15 protein-coding genes and 2 pseudogenes are annotated in these 17,398 nt (G+C 45.2%); 7 read left to right on the forward strand and 10 right to left on the reverse strand.

What is annotated here, in order from left to right; genetic code table 11:
- The first annotated feature begins 33 nt into the window (after positions 1-33).
- A complete protein-coding gene (gene bamJ, locus AC1RJL_RS11225) occupies positions 34-771 on the forward strand; it encodes a BamJ family beta-barrel-assembly machinery protein (protein WP_492913970.1) in 738 nt (245 codons plus the stop codon).
- A gap of 105 nt (positions 772-876) precedes the next feature.
- On the opposite strand, the gene rsd is transcribed toward bamJ, so the two are convergent.
- Both rsd and AC1RJL_RS11235 read right to left on the reverse strand, forming a co-directional pair.
- Positions 877-1,341 carry a sigma D regulator gene (rsd, locus tag AC1RJL_RS11230; RefSeq protein ID WP_492913971.1) on the reverse strand — a complete coding sequence of 155 codons (465 nt, stop codon included), beginning with the start codon at positions 1,339-1,341 and terminating at the stop codon, positions 877-879.
- A 133-nt stretch (positions 1,342-1,474) separates the two neighbouring features.
- A complete protein-coding gene (locus AC1RJL_RS11235) occupies positions 1,475-1,972 on the reverse strand; it encodes a disulfide bond formation protein B (RefSeq protein WP_492913974.1) in 498 nt (165 codons plus the stop codon).
- Positions 1,973-2,126: 154 nt separating this feature from the next.
- Here AC1RJL_RS11235 and AC1RJL_RS11240 point away from each other — a divergent pair, with 154 nt between their 5' ends.
- Complete coding sequence (locus AC1RJL_RS11240; protein WP_492913976.1) at positions 2,127-2,786, forward strand: flagellar basal body-associated FliL family protein; 660 nt, start codon at positions 2,127-2,129, stop codon at positions 2,784-2,786.
- Positions 2,787-2,862: 76 nt separating this feature from the next.
- Here the strand turns inward: AC1RJL_RS11240 and gshA are convergent, their stop codons facing one another.
- The 4 genes from gshA to AC1RJL_RS11260 all read right to left on the reverse strand — a co-directional run bounded on the left by gshA (position 2,863) and on the right by AC1RJL_RS11260 (position 6,960).
- Positions 2,863-4,488, reverse strand: coding sequence for a glutamate--cysteine ligase (gene gshA, locus AC1RJL_RS11245; protein WP_492913977.1), 1,626 nt, complete (start codon positions 4,486-4,488; stop codon positions 2,863-2,865).
- Between the two features lie 61 nt (positions 4,489-4,549).
- Positions 4,550-4,882, reverse strand: a complete 333-nt coding sequence (locus AC1RJL_RS11250) for a hypothetical protein (protein ID WP_492913979.1) — start codon at positions 4,880-4,882, stop codon at positions 4,550-4,552.
- Positions 4,883-5,000: 118 nt separating this feature from the next.
- A complete protein-coding gene (locus AC1RJL_RS11255) occupies positions 5,001-6,281 on the reverse strand; it encodes a mechanosensitive ion channel family protein (protein WP_492913980.1) in 1,281 nt (426 codons plus the stop codon).
- 253 nt (positions 6,282-6,534) lie between these two features.
- Positions 6,535-6,960 carry a hypothetical protein gene (locus tag AC1RJL_RS11260; RefSeq protein WP_492913983.1) on the reverse strand — a complete coding sequence of 142 codons (426 nt, stop codon included), beginning with the start codon at positions 6,958-6,960 and terminating at the stop codon, positions 6,535-6,537.
- A 234-nt stretch (positions 6,961-7,194) separates the two neighbouring features.
- Here AC1RJL_RS11260 and AC1RJL_RS11265 point away from each other — a divergent pair, with 234 nt between their 5' ends.
- Together AC1RJL_RS11265 and AC1RJL_RS11270 are read left to right on the forward strand one after the other, a co-directional pair.
- Positions 7,195-7,389 carry a transposase gene (locus AC1RJL_RS11265; RefSeq protein ID WP_492913984.1) on the forward strand — a complete coding sequence of 65 codons (195 nt, stop codon included), beginning with the start codon at positions 7,195-7,197 and terminating at the stop codon, positions 7,387-7,389.
- Between the two features lie 20 nt (positions 7,390-7,409).
- The gene (locus tag AC1RJL_RS11270) at positions 7,410-8,201 is read left to right on the forward strand and encodes an IS3 family transposase (RefSeq protein WP_492913986.1); all 792 of its coding nucleotides are present in this window, start codon (positions 7,410-7,412) and stop codon (positions 8,199-8,201) included.
- Between the two features lie 770 nt (positions 8,202-8,971).
- On the opposite strand, the gene AC1RJL_RS11275 is transcribed toward AC1RJL_RS11270, so the two are convergent.
- A complete protein-coding gene (locus AC1RJL_RS11275) occupies positions 8,972-9,631 on the reverse strand; it encodes a hypothetical protein (protein WP_492913988.1) in 660 nt (219 codons plus the stop codon).
- A gap of 196 nt (positions 9,632-9,827) precedes the next feature.
- On the opposite strand from AC1RJL_RS11275, the gene tnpA reads away from it, so the two are divergent.
- The 3 genes and pseudogenes from tnpA to tnpC all read left to right on the forward strand — a co-directional run bounded on the left by tnpA (position 9,828) and on the right by tnpC (position 12,090).
- Complete coding sequence (gene tnpA, locus AC1RJL_RS11280; RefSeq protein ID WP_492913990.1) at positions 9,828-10,142, forward strand: IS66 family insertion sequence element accessory protein TnpA; 315 nt, start codon at positions 9,828-9,830, stop codon at positions 10,140-10,142.
- Positions 10,139-10,489, forward strand: a pseudogene (gene tnpB / locus AC1RJL_RS11285) (IS66 family insertion sequence element accessory protein TnpB). Before tnpA ends, tnpB begins: the two are co-directional and overlap by 4 nt.
- 39 nt (positions 10,490-10,528) lie before the next feature.
- Positions 10,529-12,090, forward strand: a pseudogene (gene tnpC / locus AC1RJL_RS11290) (IS66 family transposase).
- 219 nt (positions 12,091-12,309) lie between these two features.
- Here the strand turns inward: tnpC and AC1RJL_RS11295 are convergent.
- From AC1RJL_RS11295 to AC1RJL_RS11305, 3 genes are read right to left on the reverse strand one after another with little or no spacing between them, the layout of a single operon-like run.
- Positions 12,310-12,696 carry an ankyrin repeat domain-containing protein gene (locus tag AC1RJL_RS11295; protein ID WP_492913991.1) on the reverse strand — a complete coding sequence of 129 codons (387 nt, stop codon included), beginning with the start codon at positions 12,694-12,696 and terminating at the stop codon, positions 12,310-12,312.
- Complete coding sequence (locus tag AC1RJL_RS11300; protein ID WP_492913993.1) at positions 12,683-15,325, reverse strand: RHS repeat-associated core domain-containing protein; 2,643 nt, start codon at positions 15,323-15,325, stop codon at positions 12,683-12,685. Before AC1RJL_RS11300 ends, AC1RJL_RS11295 begins: the two co-directional genes overlap by 14 nt.
- Before the next feature lie 54 nt (positions 15,326-15,379).
- Positions 15,380-17,308, reverse strand: a complete 1,929-nt coding sequence (locus AC1RJL_RS11305; RefSeq protein WP_492913995.1) for a DUF6531 domain-containing protein — start codon at positions 17,306-17,308, stop codon at positions 15,380-15,382.
- Positions 17,309-17,398 lie beyond the last annotated feature (90 nt).

The raw sequence follows: 17,398 nt of genomic DNA on the forward strand, positions 1-17,398 counted from the left end.
ATTACAAATCAATGATTACTAATAAGGTGCATTATGTTTAACAAACGTTTATTGGTTGTTGGCCTGATGGCTGCTACTGCTGGCCTGATTGGCTGCAACAAAGAAGAAGCAAAACCAGTTGATGACAGCGCCAAGCTGGCTACCCTGGAGCAAAAAGCGAACTACATCATTGGCCAAAACCTGGGTAAAAACCTGCAAAACGGCGGCCTGACCATTGAGCCTGATTCACTGGCGTTGGCGCTGACTGATATTCGTGACGGTAAAGAGTCACGTATCAGCGAAGAAGATATGCAGAAGATCATGCAAGAAGTTCAGCAAAAAGCCATGGCTAAACAAGAAGAAGAACAAAAGAAGCTGAGCGAAACCAATATTGCTGAAGGCAAAAAATTCCTCGATGAAAACAAAGCGAAAGAAGGTGTGACCACTACTGCTAGCGGCTTGCAGTACAAAGTGATCACCGAAGGTAAAGGTGCCAAGCCAAAAGCAACTGACACTGTTACTGTTAACTATGTTGGTAAGTTGATTAACGGTACCGAATTCGATAGCTCCATCAAAAATGGCCAACCAGCTACTTTCCCTCTGGACGGTGTAATTCCAGGTTGGACTGAAGCTCTGCAATTGATGCCACAAGGTTCTAAATGGGAAATCGTAATCCCGTCAGAATTGGCTTACGGTGCTGGCGGTCAAGGTCCAATCCCGCCGTCATCAACTTTGATTTTCGAAGTTGAATTGCTGGAAATTAAAGCGCCAGAAGCTGCATCGAAGAAGTAAGGATCGCAACTGATCTACACCCCATAAAAAAACCCGCGTAATGCGGGTTTTTTTATGGCCGGACTTAACGCCAGTGCTTTATGCCAAGCCCGGTATGCACAAGGCTTAGCTAACGAGGTCTTTGTGCGAGGTATGCAATACCGAAATAAGGCGGTCTTCGGCGCTGAAGCGAACTTCCAGTGCTTCGCCCAAATGTGACAAGTCAGCGCTTAAAGAGCTAACGTCGTCGGTTTCCAGGTATTTGTCATTAAAGTCGAGCAGCTTTTCGGTAGTGGTATCAATAGTGTCGTAGAGCTTGCCGGCTTCCTGCAGGGCATCGGCATCCTCGAATTCGCGCCCTTCTTTGATTAACTGATCGTAAACTTCAAAATGCCCGGCAGATACATAATCCACCAAAATCTGGCAGAAGCTGCGCAATTTCTCGCCGCGCTGCAAATCACTTAAATCCTGGTCCAATCCGCTCAGTGCACAATATTGCACCAGCATTGCCTGACGTTCTTCCAGCCAACGATCAATAATTTCACTGACGCCGCCCCAGCGCTCTTTGGCAGTTTTGCAATTCTCTAACATCCGGTAATCCTATGCGTGTCTCTGCGCAGTCGGTCTTTAAGGGAGCCGCTCATCGGCCCCAGAAAAACATAAACATACTGCTGTTGGTTTTGAGTTGCCACAATAGGCCATCTCTTCCATCAGGGCAAGACACCTAGGCCAGTTTGTCGCGCTTGCGCAACACTTGGTAAAGATTCACGCCAGCAAGGCCAATAAACGCGATGAATGTCCAAGCCGCGAGGCTAAGACCGAGGATTTTATCCACATGGGCGCAATTACCATCACCTTGCAGTAGCAGCTTCAGCGCATCCATAAAAGGGAAAACTTCGAACATATAAGCGAGGCCCGGTCCGCAGGCTGGCACCTGGTCGGCCGGCAAACTTTGCAACCAGAGTTGGCGACCTGCAAAACAGGCACCGAGAATGGCGCTGGCAATGCCAAGGGTGGCGTAAACGCGGCGACCAATAGGCGCTGGATTATGCAGTGCTGCCGCAAGAGCCAGTAATCCGGTGAGCACAACAAAGCCGCGCTGGGTAATACAAAGTGAGCAGGGAATCATTTTCATCACATGCTCCATGTAGGCAGCAGCGAGCATCATTAACGTACAGACGATAAAAATAAGGAAGTTGGTTTTGCGAACACTGGGGATCATAGTGAATCCTTAAAAGTGGGTACTGCTTATAATGTGGTGACCGATTAATTTCGCGGTCTATGGTAAGCAATAATCCGGTGCCAGAGCCAGCAATTTTCGGCTGCGCGAGGCCGCCAGCAGGGTAAAAAATCGCGTACATCAAGCGGAGTGGTCTATGCTTTGGACAAGTGCGATTATCGCGTCAGTTGGAGCGCAGAATGTTGCGCAAGTTCAGGTGTGTGGAGTAAGTATGAAAGTGGCGGTTAACTATTTTATTGCACTGATGGCGTTGGCAGCCTTACCGGCGCTCGCCAGTGGCGGTGGTCCCAAGGTCGCCGAGGGCGTGAATTACATTGCCATCGAGCCGGCGCTGGTGGTGAATTATGGCGGGCCGGGTAAAGCGCGTTTTATCAAAGCAGAGCTATCGCTGCGCACGGAAACGGGCGCGGATGCGACGGAAGTGATGCACCACCTGCCGCTGATTCGCGATCGCTTGATCAGTATCTTCAGTGCGCAAACCGAAGAGATCATCAGCACGGCGGAAGGTAAAGAGTATCTGCGTGTGTATGCGTTAGCGGAAATTAATAAGGCGCTATTGAAAGTGGAAGGCCACAGTGTTGATGGTCACGACGACAAACACGGTGCAGATGACAAGAAAGGCAGCGATAAAAAAGCAGAATCTGATGCACACAAAAGTGCCGAACCTAAAAACGATGAGGTGAATGCAGTTGATCATGTCGACGCAACACCGGCACTTCCCTCCGCTGCTGATGTAAAACCAGTGAAAGGTCCTGCGTCCGATTTATTCTTCAATAATTTTGTAGTACAAAAATAATCAGTACAGAAGTAAGCTTTGTAGCAGTTGCCCACCAGGCAACTGCTCTATCCCTCTGCATTAATTCTCGCAGCTATTAATTCTCACAATTGCAACCGCGATACTGGGAATAATATTTTTCCAAATATCCGTCAAAATCCATGTGCTGTCCGGTTTCCAATTTTTCTTGCGCATGCAGCGATTGCTCGCTCATCTGCACAAACTCTGTGTATCTATTTGCATCCAATTCATGTGCTGCAAAATGAGCGCGATGTTGTTCCGCCAGTGCGAGCGTGTGCGCATAAAAACTTTGCTTTGCGCTGGTCATATCGCGCAATACGCGTGCGGAAGGTGTTAATTCTGCATCCTTGATTTTTGCCAACTGCAGTTCCAGCGCCTGGCGATAGGCATCACCGCCTTTGGCCCGGTCGAGCAATTCGGCGCACGCGTTGCTGCCCTGCAAAATTTCGTCGGCCCAGCTGCGCATGCTAATCGTGTGATCGCCGCGCAGTAATTCCAATGCTGGATCGCGCCCGCTATTCACAATGCGTTTTTGGTTTTCCTGACCCTGGTAAAATTCGCGCTCGTCAGTTTCCGGACTTTCACTCAGCAAACAGTAAAGCAAAAATGCATCCATCACCTGCATTTGCTCGATAGTAATACCCAGCGGTTCGTAGGGGTTCAAATCGACGCAGCGTACTTCCACATATTCCACACCGCGCAAACGCAATGCTTGCAATGCCGTTTCGCCGCGCTCGGTAGTGCGCTTGGGGCGGATGCTCGAATAAAATTCATTTTCGATTTGCAACAAACTGCTGTTGAGTTGTTGGTAATTTCCTTCAGCATCTTTTACGCCGATTTGCTCGTAAGCCGGATGGCTTTGCGTAATCGCACCGCACAGGGTTTTTAAATAATCATTCAGGTTGTTGTAATTTACCACCAGCGTTTTTTGTGCATCGCTTTGGTAACCCAAATCGCCCATGCGCAGTGATGTCGCATAGGGCAAATACATGGTTTGTTCAGCGGCGGGGAATGGTTGCAATTTGTGCGCGCGATTGTTGACAAAGCAGGCACAGACTGCCGGTGATGCGCCGAATAAATAAATCAGTAGCCAGAAGTTGCGGCGGAAATTGCGGATTAAACCAAAATAGCGCTCGGTTTTAAAATCCTGTAGCGATTGCTGGTTGCCACCCTGTGTTTGCAGCACACGCCAAAAATCGTCGGGCAGGCTGAAGTTGTAGTGGATGCCGGCGATGGTTTGCATGGAGCGGCCATAGCGATGGCCAAGGCCAATGCGATAGACAGTTTTCATTTTGCCGCTATTGGAGCTGCCGTAGCGCGCGACGGGAATCTCATCATCGCTGCCGAGGATACACGGCATGCTTGCCGGCCAGAGGCGTTCACGGTTACGGGCAAGCTGGTGGTAGGTGAAGCGATGGATATCATCCAACTGTGTCAGCAAGTGTTCGACATCGGCGAAGGGTTCAGTAATAAATTCGAGCAGGGCTTCGCTGTAGTCAGTGGTGATATGCGGATGGGTAAGTGCCGAGCCGAGCGTTTGCGGATGATCGGTTTGCGCCAGGGTGCCTTCCGGCGTAACGCGCAGGCTTTCTTTTTCCAGCCCGCGCAGGATTCCGCGCAAACTGGCGTTGTTAGCAGGTTCGGTAAAGGCGGCGAGCAGTTCACGCCCAATACCTTGAGATAGACCTTGAGATACAGACACTTCAGGTTCCTTTAGCTGCAAGAGCAATCAGGTAGGCCGCAAGGGCGACGATTGGCAAAGTTTAGGACAAGTCGCCCTGAGGCGCTGGCTCATCTGCTGCGCTGGTAGCGACATTATCCTGCTCCGGCGTTTCAAATAAATCCTTACCCGCCTTAGGCAACGGCTCGGGCATTATTTCCGGGTCGATGAGCGGCAATCCTTTTTCGTTGGGGCTGCAGCTAATCACTTTAATACGCTGTTTGTAGTCTTTCGAGCTGGCCTCGAACATCTGGTTAATCGCTTCATCTTTATGCGCCGTCTTATACAGGGCGGCCAAATCGCGCCCGTCCAGCCAGTTATTTTGTCGGCCGAGAAAGAGTTTGTCTTGGTTCTGCAGGATAAAAAGTTCGCTCATAACCCGATCAGTCCTGGTTGCCTACTATGGTGTAGGCGCGAATGTGGGGGTGACGGCGATTAACTTCAAGGTGCCGAAAGGCACCAGTGAGGCAATTTCGCCCATAGTTGTGCAGATTTTAGTCGGAGTGGGCCGCCACCGTGTGTGCGCCTATGTTTTGCATGTCGTAGCCAGAAGGGGATTGATAAACCCGCAAGCCGAACTCAGGCAATATCGCAAAAATGTGGTCAAAAATATCCGATTGGATCGACTCGTAATTAACCCAGCCGGTATCTTTTGAGAATGCATATATCTCCAGCGGAATACCGGTTGGCTCAGGTGCGAGCTGGCGAACAATTTGGGTCATACTGGTATGAATGGATTTATGCTGGCGAAGATAAGCGATCAGGTAGGCGCGAAATGTTCCCAAGTTAGTGAGCCTTCGTCCATTCACCAGTGAGCTTAAGTCAACGCCAGCCTGTTGGTTTTCGGATTCAATTTCGGCGATTTTTTTCTCGATATAATCGCTCAATAATGCTGCGCGACGCAGGCGAACAATATCGTCCGGCTGCAAAAACTTTACGCTGGTCGCATCGATAAAAATAGCACGTTTGATCCTCCGTCCGCCGGACTCGCTCATCCCGCGCCAATTTTTAAACGAGTCTGCGATCAACGCGTAGGCGGGAATAGTGGTGATGGTGTTATCCCAATTGCGCACTTTTACCGTCGTCAAACTGATATCGACTACCGAGCCATCCGCACCGTATTTCGGCATTTCAAGCCAATCGCCAAGCGCGAGCATTTCATTTGCAGAGAGTTGGATGCCGGCAACAAAACCGAGAATCGCATCTTTAAAAACCAGCAGCAAAACGGCGGTCATTGCACCCAAACCGCTAAACAAAATGATGGGTGATTTACCAATCAATATAGAGATTACAAAAATAAAGGTGATGAATGCTGTAATGAGTTTAATACTTTGAACAATTCCGCGAATGGGAATGTTGCGTTTACTGCTCTCCGGTTTAAATATTTCCTCCAAAAAATTAAGCAGTGCGAATAGCGATAGCAGTAAATAAAAGAGTATCCACAAATAGGCCATTGTTGTTGCCAACGTGGTAATTTCTTCATCTTTGGGTAGCCAGATGCGCACTTGTACCAAGAACACAAAGCCTTGGAAAACGAGTGCAATACGCTTGAGTAGATGGTGTTTATGAAGCGCTATACCCCAAGGCAACTGGCTTTTATCGGCACTACGCTTAAAAGCGCGTAAAATGACCGTGTGCAAGAAAAAATGCAGTACCACCGCTGTAACAAGAAAAATACCTGCAACAATCGCAGCGTAGACCCATTCGTTGTATTCCCAATTGTGGGTGTTGAGCCAGTGCACCAATTGTGCTTTGAGTTTTTCTCCCAATCCCATAAATTTCCCCGTTGGCATTGCTCAATTGTGGTCAGATTAACCATTCTGACCCAAAGCTAAGCGATTCTATCCCGCGAGGCAACCCCTTTCCAGTGCCATAAACGACAAACTCATTGGAAAAGTTGGATGTATCTTTCAAGTAGTTAATTAATATTTCTGTGTATGGAGCTACAGGAATAAGAGCTTATTATAGATGGAATAAAGGTAAAATCGAACCTATGTATAAGATGTCACTTCGAAAGTGCTAACCAGCCTAATTATAATCAAGTGCAAATTCTTTCGTAATTTTTGATAAATCTTTTATCAGCTTATCCTCATCTTTATATATAGAGTTTAATAAATTAAAAAACCAACATAATAATTCATCATTTGATTCTTGCAATTCAGGATATAAAACGCAGATAACTGCTCTAACTGCACAAAACTCATCCTCCTCAATATTGGTGGCAGCTGAGTTGTCATCCAAATAACTCCAACAATTCACTCTCGCCCTGTCCAAGTCAATTTGATTGACTGACATTTCAACCCAGTACTTTTGGGCGACATGTATGCCCTGAGTTCCCACTTCAGGGCATACGCTTTTTATTAAAGATAGAAACCTCAATAACAACAATATACAAACTTCATATCTGTTGGATGTAATAGAAACTATCTCATCAATTAAATCATCTAAAGACATTAATTATTAATCCCCGTTTTTTGCATAACGTTAAAACATGTTTGGCATGGCACTTTCAACACTCCATGCCCCGGAGGGGTTTTACCAATTGCAATCGTCCTCATAAAGCCATGACCTTTCCCCCAAAACCTAGGCCATGACGACGATGAGATTTCCAATTATCCTAACCCCAAGGAGATCTCATTATGAAAAAGCGTTACACCGAAGAGCAAATCATCAAAGCCATCAAAGATCATGAGGCGGGCGTCAAAGTTGACGATATTTGTCGGCACGTTCTACAACTGGCGCAGCAAGTATGCCGGGATGGAAGTCAACGAAGCCAAACGCATGAAAGATTTAGAGCTTGAGAACAATAAACTCAAGCGAATTTTGGCTGAAAAGCTGCTGGAGGTTGAAGCGCTCAAGGACGTGATTTCAAAAAAGTGGTAAAGCCTACAGGCAAACGTCAAATGGTAGGCCACCTAATCACTGAGCATAAATTGAGTGAGCGCACAGCCTGTAAGTTAATTGGTATCAGCCGAAGCTCGCATCGCTACTCATCAACCAAAGGCAATGATGAAGATCTTCGCGATCAGCTAAAGGCATTGGCTGTGCAATATCCCAAGTACGGTTATTTGATGCTGCATAACCTGTTGCGGCGAGACGGACTGGTTGTTAATAAAAAGCGAACCTACCGCCTTTACCGCAGTGAAGGCTTGCAAGTGCGCACGAAAAAACGAAAGCGCCTCCAGCGACCACGGCAACCAGTGGCTGTGTTAACACGAGTGAATGAAAGGTGGTCAATGGATTTTGTGTATGACCAATTAGCTAATGGACGCCGCTTTCGAGTACTCAATGTGATTGATGATTTCTCACTCGAGATGATCGGGCAATTGGTTATGTTTTCAATCAGTGGCTATCAGGTAACACGCTTTTTAAACCAGCTTATTGAGGCACGCGGAGCACCTGGCCGAATTGTTTGCGACAACGGTACTGAATTTACCAGCAAGGCGATGTTTTTCTGGAGTAAAGAATCGAGAGTTGGGCTGGGGTTTATACAACCAGGCAAGCCTACCCAAAATGCATTTGTTGAAAGTGTTAATGGCAAATTCCGGAACGAATGTTTGAATCTGCATTGGTTCCGGACGATTGAAGAAACGCGTTATGAAATTGATTTATGGCGGACTCACTACAACCATGAAAGACCACACAGTTCACTAAATTATTTGTCGCCAGTGGCGTTCGCGAAGCTGGCGGCTTAACATGGAAATCTCATCCTTGAAGTGGTACTGAGATTGGGGATAGGTCAATTCCAATGCTTATGCTCGCCTCAGGTTTCAACATATATGAAGAAATGAAGGCGCAAAAATTTTCGATGATAACTCTCGAAAAATGGCCACTAGAATCAATTGGGGTGAGAGTAGACTTAAAGCGAACTTTCATAGTGAGCCTCAAAAAGTTTCGAACTCTGAGGTCACGGTACAGGTTAAAATATATTCCAAGCGTGTAACTGACTTACCTATAGGAATTGACTTCGATAGTTTTCACCAGCAATGCGACGAGGATGAAGTGTTCGGTTATTCATACCTCCCTCCTCAGCCGAAAAACTCTTTCAAGCCTATCAAGAGCCTGACGACTCTATATACGATAAAAAAGAAGAAGTTGCTAAGGTAGAAAGATTTTATTACGTGGGTGGAGAAACTACCGAAACTGATTTTGATCCTGCGGTCATGCTGATGGAACTTATCAAAGGTGCAAATGTTAATTCCGCTTATACCTCCCTCGCCGATTTAAATGGATCAATTATAGTGGGACACCTTAGGACTAATAACGAGGTATGGCCTACTTCCTTGCAGTGGGAACTGAAATCAAGCGAGGGCCAGTTACTTCTTTACATGCCGTTTAAATTTATTAAGAACCAAGGTGGTCAATCTATTTCGAAGTATGTTGGGGTTTGCTTCCCCCAGCAATACTTTTGGAGCTCGAAGGAACTCTAGCTGGTCGCCAGTACGACTAGTTGATGAGAGAAAAGTTAGATTGTTTTTTGTGGATTCTTGAAAGTTTCACTTTGCAATATCTTAGCACTGACTGCGGTTACCACTGGTACACCTTTTCTCATTTCGATTGTCGTAATTTGATTTGACAACGAATTGCTCGAAATTACACCTACAGTTGCTCGTTCAAAAAAAAGAGGCGTCACTGTAACCAATCCGCCATCGTTCGAAACCTGTATAGAGTCTTTAACTTTTTGTGTTTGGTAAGTTGAAGGGAGACTAAATGCGAGGGTAGCGTACGCTTTATAATCCAACTTAGAAAAAATCTTAGTTTTTCCATCTTCTTTTTCGATAGAAATTTTTGCGTTGCTATCAAAAACAGAAAGAAGTTTTTCGGCGTCCTTATCACGCACTGCGGATTCAATTAGACTTATTACTGCTTGTGCCTTTTCTTCAGTGATTTCATTGGACGCAATTTGGCCTTTTTCTTCACGGTATGGCAGCTGGGATGGAAGGCTAAACGACCATATTAAAAACACAGCAATCACAAATGCTGAAAATTGGAGACGTGCGCGATGTCGACTAATCCTATCTGAAAATTTTAGGAAAATAATTACAATAGCTAAAACAACTAAACCGGGAACACCGTGTTCTTTGGCGCCGTTTAACATTTCAACCAAGATCTTATCAACAGACATATTACGCTCTAGAAACATTCATTGGAAATGGGATATTTGACTTGCGATGGTGTCTTTTGAGGAGCGAAATAACAAGGTTTAACTGTTCATTTAAGAGACAATTTTTCAATGGAGTGTAAGCACCTAACCAACTACACCCTATCTCTGCCAGTCATTTCCCACTAGCGTACAGCCTCTTTTTTACATCAGAGGCTTTATGAAAAAACGTAGCAATGAACAATGGCAAGACCTATTTTCGCAGCACGATACCAGCGGTGTATCGGCAGCAGAGTTTTGTAAACAGAATAACCTGTGCCCCAAGTACTTCAGCCTGCGCCGCAAACAATTGGGATGGACGTCCGGTGAAATCGAATCCGGTTTTGTGCGGGCACATGTGACACCGGAACCGCAGAGTGTTGTTGCAGATGCGCTGGCAGCCTCACTGGCTATTCACTGTCATGCTGGCAAACTGGTATTCGACACATTGCCACCCTCAGCATGGCTGGCCCAATTGCTCCGGGAGCTGGCATGATCCAGTGGGGCGATGTACCAGTGTATGTCCATCGGCAACCGGTAGATTTTCGCAAATCCATTAATGGATTGAGCCTGTTGGTACAGGAATCCATGGCACTGGATGTATTTTCCTCCGCACTGTTTGTGTTTGGTTGCCGTGGTCGCAACAAAATCAAAATCCTGTACTGGGACAAAACAGGTTTTTGTTTGTGGTACAAGTGACTGGAGAAGGATAAATTCAAATGGCCACGTAAAGGTGATGACGTATTACCCCTGACGCGTGAACAGTTTGATTGGCTGTTGCGCGGATTGGATATCGAGAAATTACAGCCACACACAGAAAAATATTTTTTCTCGGCGGGATAAAAACTATTAAGATTAGGGCCTATTGAATAAAATACGCGCATGAAAAATACCCCTGATCTTCTACAAGAAAATATCGATCTGCAAAAAATGGTTGCCGATAAAGATGATATTATTTCAGAACAGGAAAAGTCCCTTCACAGCAAAGAAAAGCGTATTCGAATCCTGGAAGAATACATCCTTTCCCTCCAGCAAAAACAATTCGGCAGCTCCAGTGAAAAACAGGAAGTGATGCAAAACGAGCTGGTCTTTACTGAAACGGAAGATACGGCGGAAGCCGAAGCCCCGGAGCAAGTAGATGCATTTGCCGATGAAACGATTGTAGTGGCAGCGCATAAACGCAAGAAGAAACGTGTATCCATTCCCAAAGAACTGCCTCGTATCGAGATTATCCATGACCTGTCAGATGATCAAAAGTGTTGCCCACACGATGGTACTGAATTAAAAGCGATTGGTTTTGAATCCCATGAGCAGCTCGACATTATTCCCGCCAGTGTTCGGGTGTTACATCACAAGCGTTTGAAATACGCCTGCCCGTGTTGCGAACACTATCTTGTCACCGCCAGGAAACCCGCACAACCGATTGAAAAAAGCATTGCTTCACCCGGCCTGTTGGCTCATATCGCCACGCAAAAATATGTGGATGCCTTACCCCTTTATCGCCAGACGGAGATCTTCAAACGTATTGGCATCGAAATGGACCGCACCACACTCGCCAACTGGATGGTTCGCTGCGGTGCAGTAGTACACCATTGATTAATCTGATACATGAAAGAATGTTGGAGCAAACCATTCTTCATGCAGATGAAACGTGCGTGCAAGTATTGAATGAGGCTGGTCGAGCTGCCGAAACACAAAGTTTTATGTGGGTATTGCGCAGCACACAACCAACCTGTGCAGCGGTGCTCTATCACTACGAGCCCACACGTAGTGGTAAAGTGATTACTGACTTATTGCATGATTTTGATGGCGCCCTCATGACTGATGGATATGCGGGCTACAATGCGCCTTGCGAAAAAAATGGAATTACCCATCTGGCCTGCTGGGCACATGCACGGCGGAAATTTATCGATGCACAAAAAATCCAGATGAAAGGAAAAACCGGCAAAGCGGATCAGGCGATTGCGTTCATCCAGCAGCTTTACGGAATTGAAAAAGCGATGAAAGACAAAACGCCGGAAGAAAAATATCAACTGAGGCAAACACAATCGCTGCCGGTGTTACAAAAAATAAAAGCCTGGCTGGATAAAAGTGTATCACATGCGCCACCGCAATCGTTGATTGGCAAAGCGTTGTATTATCTGCATGAGCAATGGCCAAAATTGATTCGTTATGTGGAATCGGGAGATTACCCGATTGATAATAATGCAGCGGAGAATGCAATTCGCCCGTTTGTGATTGGGCGAAAAAATTGGCTCTTCTCCGCCAGCCCAAAAGGTGCCACAGCGAGTGCGAATTTATACAGCCTTATTGAAACTGCCAAAGCGAATGGGCTGGAGCCTTATGCATATTTAAAAATAATTTTCACTGAGCTACCCAATGCAACAAATCTTGAACAGATTGAGGCGTTGTTGCCGTGGAATGTAAAGGGTGCAGTTGGTTAAGCGCTTACCAAACAACGATTCCATATTTTTCAGACCACAGCTCAACACGATCCCCAACATTGATTATTCGTCCATCAGAATAGTTCATGTAAAGCTCCTGGCTAGTTAGAACCTAGCATTCTTCACCTTCTGTACATCGCTCCAAATGCAGATTTTCGCCTAGAAAAAAGCCCGGCGATTTATTGCTGGGCTTAGATAAATGTTGGAGCGATTAACCTCTTATGAATCTTTGAAGTAGTTCTTATAAAAATTAATCAACAATTCTTTCTCAAGAACATTAGCTAAATCAACAGGTGTTTCTCCATTGTCATTCTTCCTTAAATAGTCTGCACCTTGTTTCAGTAGGTAATTGACAACGTCCACATAACCTTGTTCGGTTGCATTATGAAGAGGGGTATATCCATCCTCACCCGATGAATTGATATCTGCACCCGCTAATAAAAGCAATTTAACTTCAGCCAATATTCCACGGGTTGCTGCAATATTTATCGGGAATTCACCAAATAAACTCTGGGTAAAAACACCAATATTTTGCATCTCTGAATATTCAGGAAGGAGTGAATATTCCCTCAGGAGGCTGTCTAATGAAATACTATTTGCAGTCATCTTTACAGTTCTCACTAATCCAATTTTCTAACTTCTCAACAGCACGCTCCGTATTTTTAATTTCGGTCACATGCCCTGCATCTTGATCATTGAACCATTTCTGACTATAGCGCTGACGCAAAGATAAACACATTTTTAATCTATTCAAATTAGCTTTTGCATCATCGCAGCTATTCCCAGAAGAAGGAATTTGTTGTGTACAAATCCGTTTATATTCTTCACGCTCTTTTGCTTGTTCATTTCGATTTGGTTTATCCCAAGTAGAAGCCCAAGCGGCAAATCCAAGAGCCAATCCACCACTTGCAAGTGTACCACCGGATACCCCACCACCGAATGCAGGTATTGCAATGAGAAAAACCAATCGACCATCTGGATCGTAATGCGTTATTGGATTTTGATAGGCATATCCATACGTATTAATCCCACCCCCTAACCCAATCGGATCAGATTCAATATATCTCCCAATACTCGGGTCATAATCCCGAAAGTAGTTGTAGTAGTTGCCAGTCTCTGCATCAAAGTACTGTCCCGGAAAACGACTAAACACTTCAATACTATTACTCGCATTCGCAGCGACTTTACCAAAGGGCTCGTAATCACCCATCCAGACTACCTGCTGGCTTTGGTTGGTAATGACTTGCGGTGTATTTAAATGATCGTTGTGGATGTAATAAATTGTAGTGCCATTTACCAACGCAATTTGTTGATTGCCCCAATAAATATATTCACGCAGCGTAACACCCGTGCCGTTAAGTACCGCGATCAACTGACCGGATTCATCATAGTAATAAAGCTCCTTTGATCCATTCGGCAATGTTTTGGATACGCGCTGCCCCAACGGATTGTAAGTATAGGTTGCTGACTGCACACCGTTGACACTGACACTGCTTAAACGATTGGCCTTATTAAAACTGAAGCCTTGTGTGCTGTTATCGTCTGCTGTCCGCTGGATAGGATTACCCGCTGCATCATAAGTGAAATTGCGGTTACCGCTGGCACGTGTAATACCAGTGAGGCGGTTGCTGTTGATTTCGTATTGATAGGTATCGCTGTTGCTATTGCGGATTTCACTCAGCCGGTTGCCTACGCTGTCGTAGGTGTAAGCCAAGCTACCATAGCCGCCACTTGCAGTGATCAAGCGATTCAATGCATCGTAACTAAAGCTTTGGCTCTTGGAGCTATTAAGGCTGTTCACAATGCTGGTGATGTTATCGACCGGGTCGTAACCATAAGCACGGCTAAGCAAGCCACCCACTTCAATATTCGTCAGGCGATAATCCTGGTCATACTGATTGCTATGCGTCAGGTTGTTACCGTATTTATAAGTAGTGGCCGGACCGAAGGGCAAATACGCAGTATTGCTGATAAGCGTCTGCGTTGCACCGGTACCTATTTTGGTAGTGATGGTGCCAAGACGACCAAGATTGTCATAGGTGTAAAACACGCTGCGTCCGGAAGGATAAACAATGCGCGTCAAGTTTCCGCTTTTATCATAGGTATATACGTTCGCTTTAATGACACCTTCCGGGCTGGTATTTTTTTGGCTAACCAATCCCTGGAAGTTATACGCGTAAGTAGTACCCACACCGGATTTATTAATAGTGCCCAACCGACCAATGCCTTTATTAGTGGCAGAGAAATTGTCATAGGTAAGCGTGACATTCTCTGCTGGTGCTGCCGGATAACTTATCGTCTTGAGGCGATTGAGTGCGTCATAGGTGTAGTTTGTGACAACACCTCGGGCATCCGTACTCCTTGTTCTATTTCCCGCTGCGTCGTACAGATATGTAGTAGTTCCGGTATCAGGACTCGTTTGTGAAAGCAGGTTGCCCAATCCGTCGTAGTTATAGGTTGTAGTATTACCGCGCGCATCCGTAACTGTTTTTATTTGATCCTGTGAGTTGTAGGTAAATTGTGTTTCACCTAAATTTGGATCGATGATTTTTTTAATGCGGTTCAGTGCATCGTAGGTTTGCTGGGTGGTATTGGTACGACCATCAATAGTAGCGGTACGGTTATTGTTAACATCATACTGATGTCGATCCAGTTGCGCGTTATTCCCGGACACTTCCATTACACGATTGAGCTCATCATACAAACTGGTCACTGAGTATTTGATCGCGCCGCTGGAATTTTTGATAACTTGCTGAGTGCGATTACCCGCTGCATCCAGGGTGTATTCAATACGTTCATTCAGTGAGTTTTGAATGGCCACCAAACGACGTGCATCATCGTATTCATACGTAAGCGTACTGCCATTAGGTAGCGTTGTACTGGTTAATTGGCCGACGGCATCGTATGTATAAGTAGTTAGTGCATTCTGCGTTACATCCGTTGGATGCTTTAACAATGAGGTCAACAACCAACCGCGTTCATGGTAAGTAAACTCAGTAATGATATCGTTAGGATCAGTAACAGACAGCAAATTACCGCTGGCATCATAACTGTTATACGTCGTTACATGCCCGAGCGCATTGGTCGTCGTCGCGATCAATCCTTGAGCATTATAGGTATTGGTCGTGATGTCATTAACATCAGTCCGTGGGCCATCTTCTGTAAGAACCTGACCTGCTTCGTTATAGGTATAAGTAATCTTTGGTTCGCTGTTACAGGAACACTCATCAAGCATGCAAAGGCAACAATAGAAAAAGAAGCGGATAATTTCATCGTAATAGTTCCCTTATTACTGGACTGTAATAGATTGAATTGATTGGTTTAACAAACGCCCATTAGCGTCGTAGTTATAAATTGTTTCTTTTTCCGGTTCCGTCACTTTGGTTTTCACAAAAAGTGTGGGATGCCATTGGGTAGTAATGGTGCGGGCTTCTGGTGTGGCGAAGGCTTCGGTACGGGAGGTTTCCTGACCCAATGCATTATAGGTGTAAGTAGTCTTCACACCTTTCCAATCGGTTTTGCTCTCGATCCACCCCTCATTGGTGTAGGTATAGTTTTGATTTGCTCCAACACAATTCGCTGATGGCTGTCCTTCCACTTTTGTTACGCGGCGAGATCCTGCGATTTCATCAAAACGATAAATGGCTTTTTTATTTAATGCATTGGTTACTGTGGTGCTACCATCAGAATTAAATGTAAGTAATGTTTTTCCCACCCCACCTGCATTCTCGCTGGAAATTGCACGGCCTTGAGCATCGTAGGTCCAAGTGGCATAGCGTTTTCCTCGCTCGTCTATAATTGCAGTGAGGGCCTTCGGATGGCGAGTATCTTCATAAAGATATAGTCTGTGCGTGTTATCGGGACGCGTGACATCAGCAATTAGTCCCAGTGAATTGTATTCGTAGGTAGTCACTTTGTTATCGACTGTTTCAATGCTTCGTAACCTGCCATTTAGATAGCTAAAAGTTAGTTGTTTACCGGTCGAGTCGGAAACAAGCGACAACTGTCCAGATGCATCATAAACTAATGTTTGCTTAACTCCGTTTCCATATGTTTTTGAGAGTAAACTACCAGCCGGCGAATACTCTTCAATTACACCTTTATCCATGTATAACCAGTTTTTGTTTTGATTTAGCTTTAAAGTTGCGGTACTGCTGGTGTTTGAAATCCATGTACTACCGTTCTTTTGAAAAGTAAGAACGCTCCCGTTAGGTCTGGAAATTTGGATCGTATCTCGTAAATCCGGAGCATCCATCAACTGGTGTGGATTAACTCGCATAATAATAAGATTCCGCTTTACTGAATTGCCATTTGTAACTTGGCAAAAAAGCCCATTAATTTTTATATTCAGTGGTAACCATGCACCCCAAGGGGCACCCGGAATCTGTCGTAATCCAGATAACCAAGGGTCGCACAATTGGGTTGGCGTTGCCTCACTTGGGCCGGTTGTAAATCGGATTTTTTCTGTTTGAGAAATACCTATAGCTCGGATCGCTGTAGTTGCAGTAGTGTAAGTATCACTCCAAACGTTTTTCGGATTCATGCTGTCATAAGTTCGAGTGAACTCCACTTGCCCTTCTCCAGCAGCAGGAATATCTACTTCTTTCTCATACAGTCTGCCTGTGCTGACTTCAATTGGGTCGCCGACGCAGACCTCAGGAGGTGGATTGTCAACAACATCAGTCAATGAGTACTGTTTTTTTACTCCCTGAATTGGATAATTATTGTACCTCTCTTGCAGCACATTGGAATTCTCGGCGTAGTATTGCATTGTCCCGTGAACCAAGCCACTGGCAAATTGAGCACTGGCTGAGCAGGAACTTGCTGAAAACGATACACACTTGTCGGTAGTACCGGATGACACCCGAGGGAAGCTACAATAATTTTCGGCTGCCCACGAACAGGCATTTTCATAGTTCTCAAAATATACTGTATCGCCAGGGACTACTCCAAGATCTGTGTCAACGAACCAAATGAAATTTGTTAAAGGTTCACCTACAGCTGCCATTGGGCGTTCAGCAATGGCGAGTAAAGCCAATACAAAAATTAATTTTAAAATAATATGTATGTCTGTTTTTTGCGAGACCTTTACACATTCACTTTTGTCGTGCAGCGAAATGGGGGCGTGGCTTTTTGAGGAAGCAATTATTTTGTGATGAAAAAAACCTGCTTCTGAATAGGTGGGAAAATATTTTTTATATGAGGTTAATAACGGCATATTAAGAATCCTTTTTCAGTTGGGTATGCTATTTTCGGTTAATTTTTCGAAAATCAATGCGTTTATACGTAGATTCCTCTAGGTATTATT

This window comes from Cellvibrio sp. GW822-FHT04B05 (assembly GCF_058800985.1).

Coding starts and splice junctions, on each gene's coding strand:
- bamJ (WP_492913970.1), top strand. CDS start 34: ATGTTTAACAAACGTTTATTGGTTGTTGGCCTGATGGCTGCTACTGCT.
- rsd (WP_492913971.1), bottom strand. CDS start 1,341: ATGTTAGAGAATTGCAAAACTGCCAAAGAGCGCTGGGGCGGCGTCAGT.
- AC1RJL_RS11235 (WP_492913974.1), bottom strand. CDS start 1,972: ATGATCCCCAGTGTTCGCAAAACCAACTTCCTTATTTTTATCGTCTGT.
- AC1RJL_RS11240 (WP_492913976.1), top strand. CDS start 2,127: ATGCTTTGGACAAGTGCGATTATCGCGTCAGTTGGAGCGCAGAATGTT.
- AC1RJL_RS11250 (WP_492913979.1), bottom strand. CDS start 4,882: ATGAGCGAACTTTTTATCCTGCAGAACCAAGACAAACTCTTTCTCGGC.
- AC1RJL_RS11255 (WP_492913980.1), bottom strand. CDS start 6,281: ATGGGATTGGGAGAAAAACTCAAAGCACAATTGGTGCACTGGCTCAAC.
- AC1RJL_RS11260 (WP_492913983.1), bottom strand. CDS start 6,960: ATGTCTTTAGATGATTTAATTGATGAGATAGTTTCTATTACATCCAAC.
- AC1RJL_RS11265 (WP_492913984.1), top strand. CDS start 7,195: ATGAGGCGGGCGTCAAAGTTGACGATATTTGTCGGCACGTTCTACAAC.
- AC1RJL_RS11270 (WP_492913986.1), top strand. CDS start 7,410: ATGGTAGGCCACCTAATCACTGAGCATAAATTGAGTGAGCGCACAGCC.
- AC1RJL_RS11275 (WP_492913988.1), bottom strand. CDS start 9,631: ATGTCTGTTGATAAGATCTTGGTTGAAATGTTAAACGGCGCCAAAGAA.
- tnpA (WP_492913990.1), top strand. CDS start 9,828: ATGAAAAAACGTAGCAATGAACAATGGCAAGACCTATTTTCGCAGCAC.
- AC1RJL_RS11295 (WP_492913991.1), bottom strand. CDS start 12,696: ATGACTGCAAATAGTATTTCATTAGACAGCCTCCTGAGGGAATATTCA.
- AC1RJL_RS11300 (WP_492913993.1), bottom strand. CDS start 15,325: ATGCTTGATGAGTGTTCCTGTAACAGCGAACCAAAGATTACTTATACC.
- AC1RJL_RS11305 (WP_492913995.1), bottom strand. CDS start 17,308: ATGCCGTTATTAACCTCATATAAAAAATATTTTCCCACCTATTCAGAA.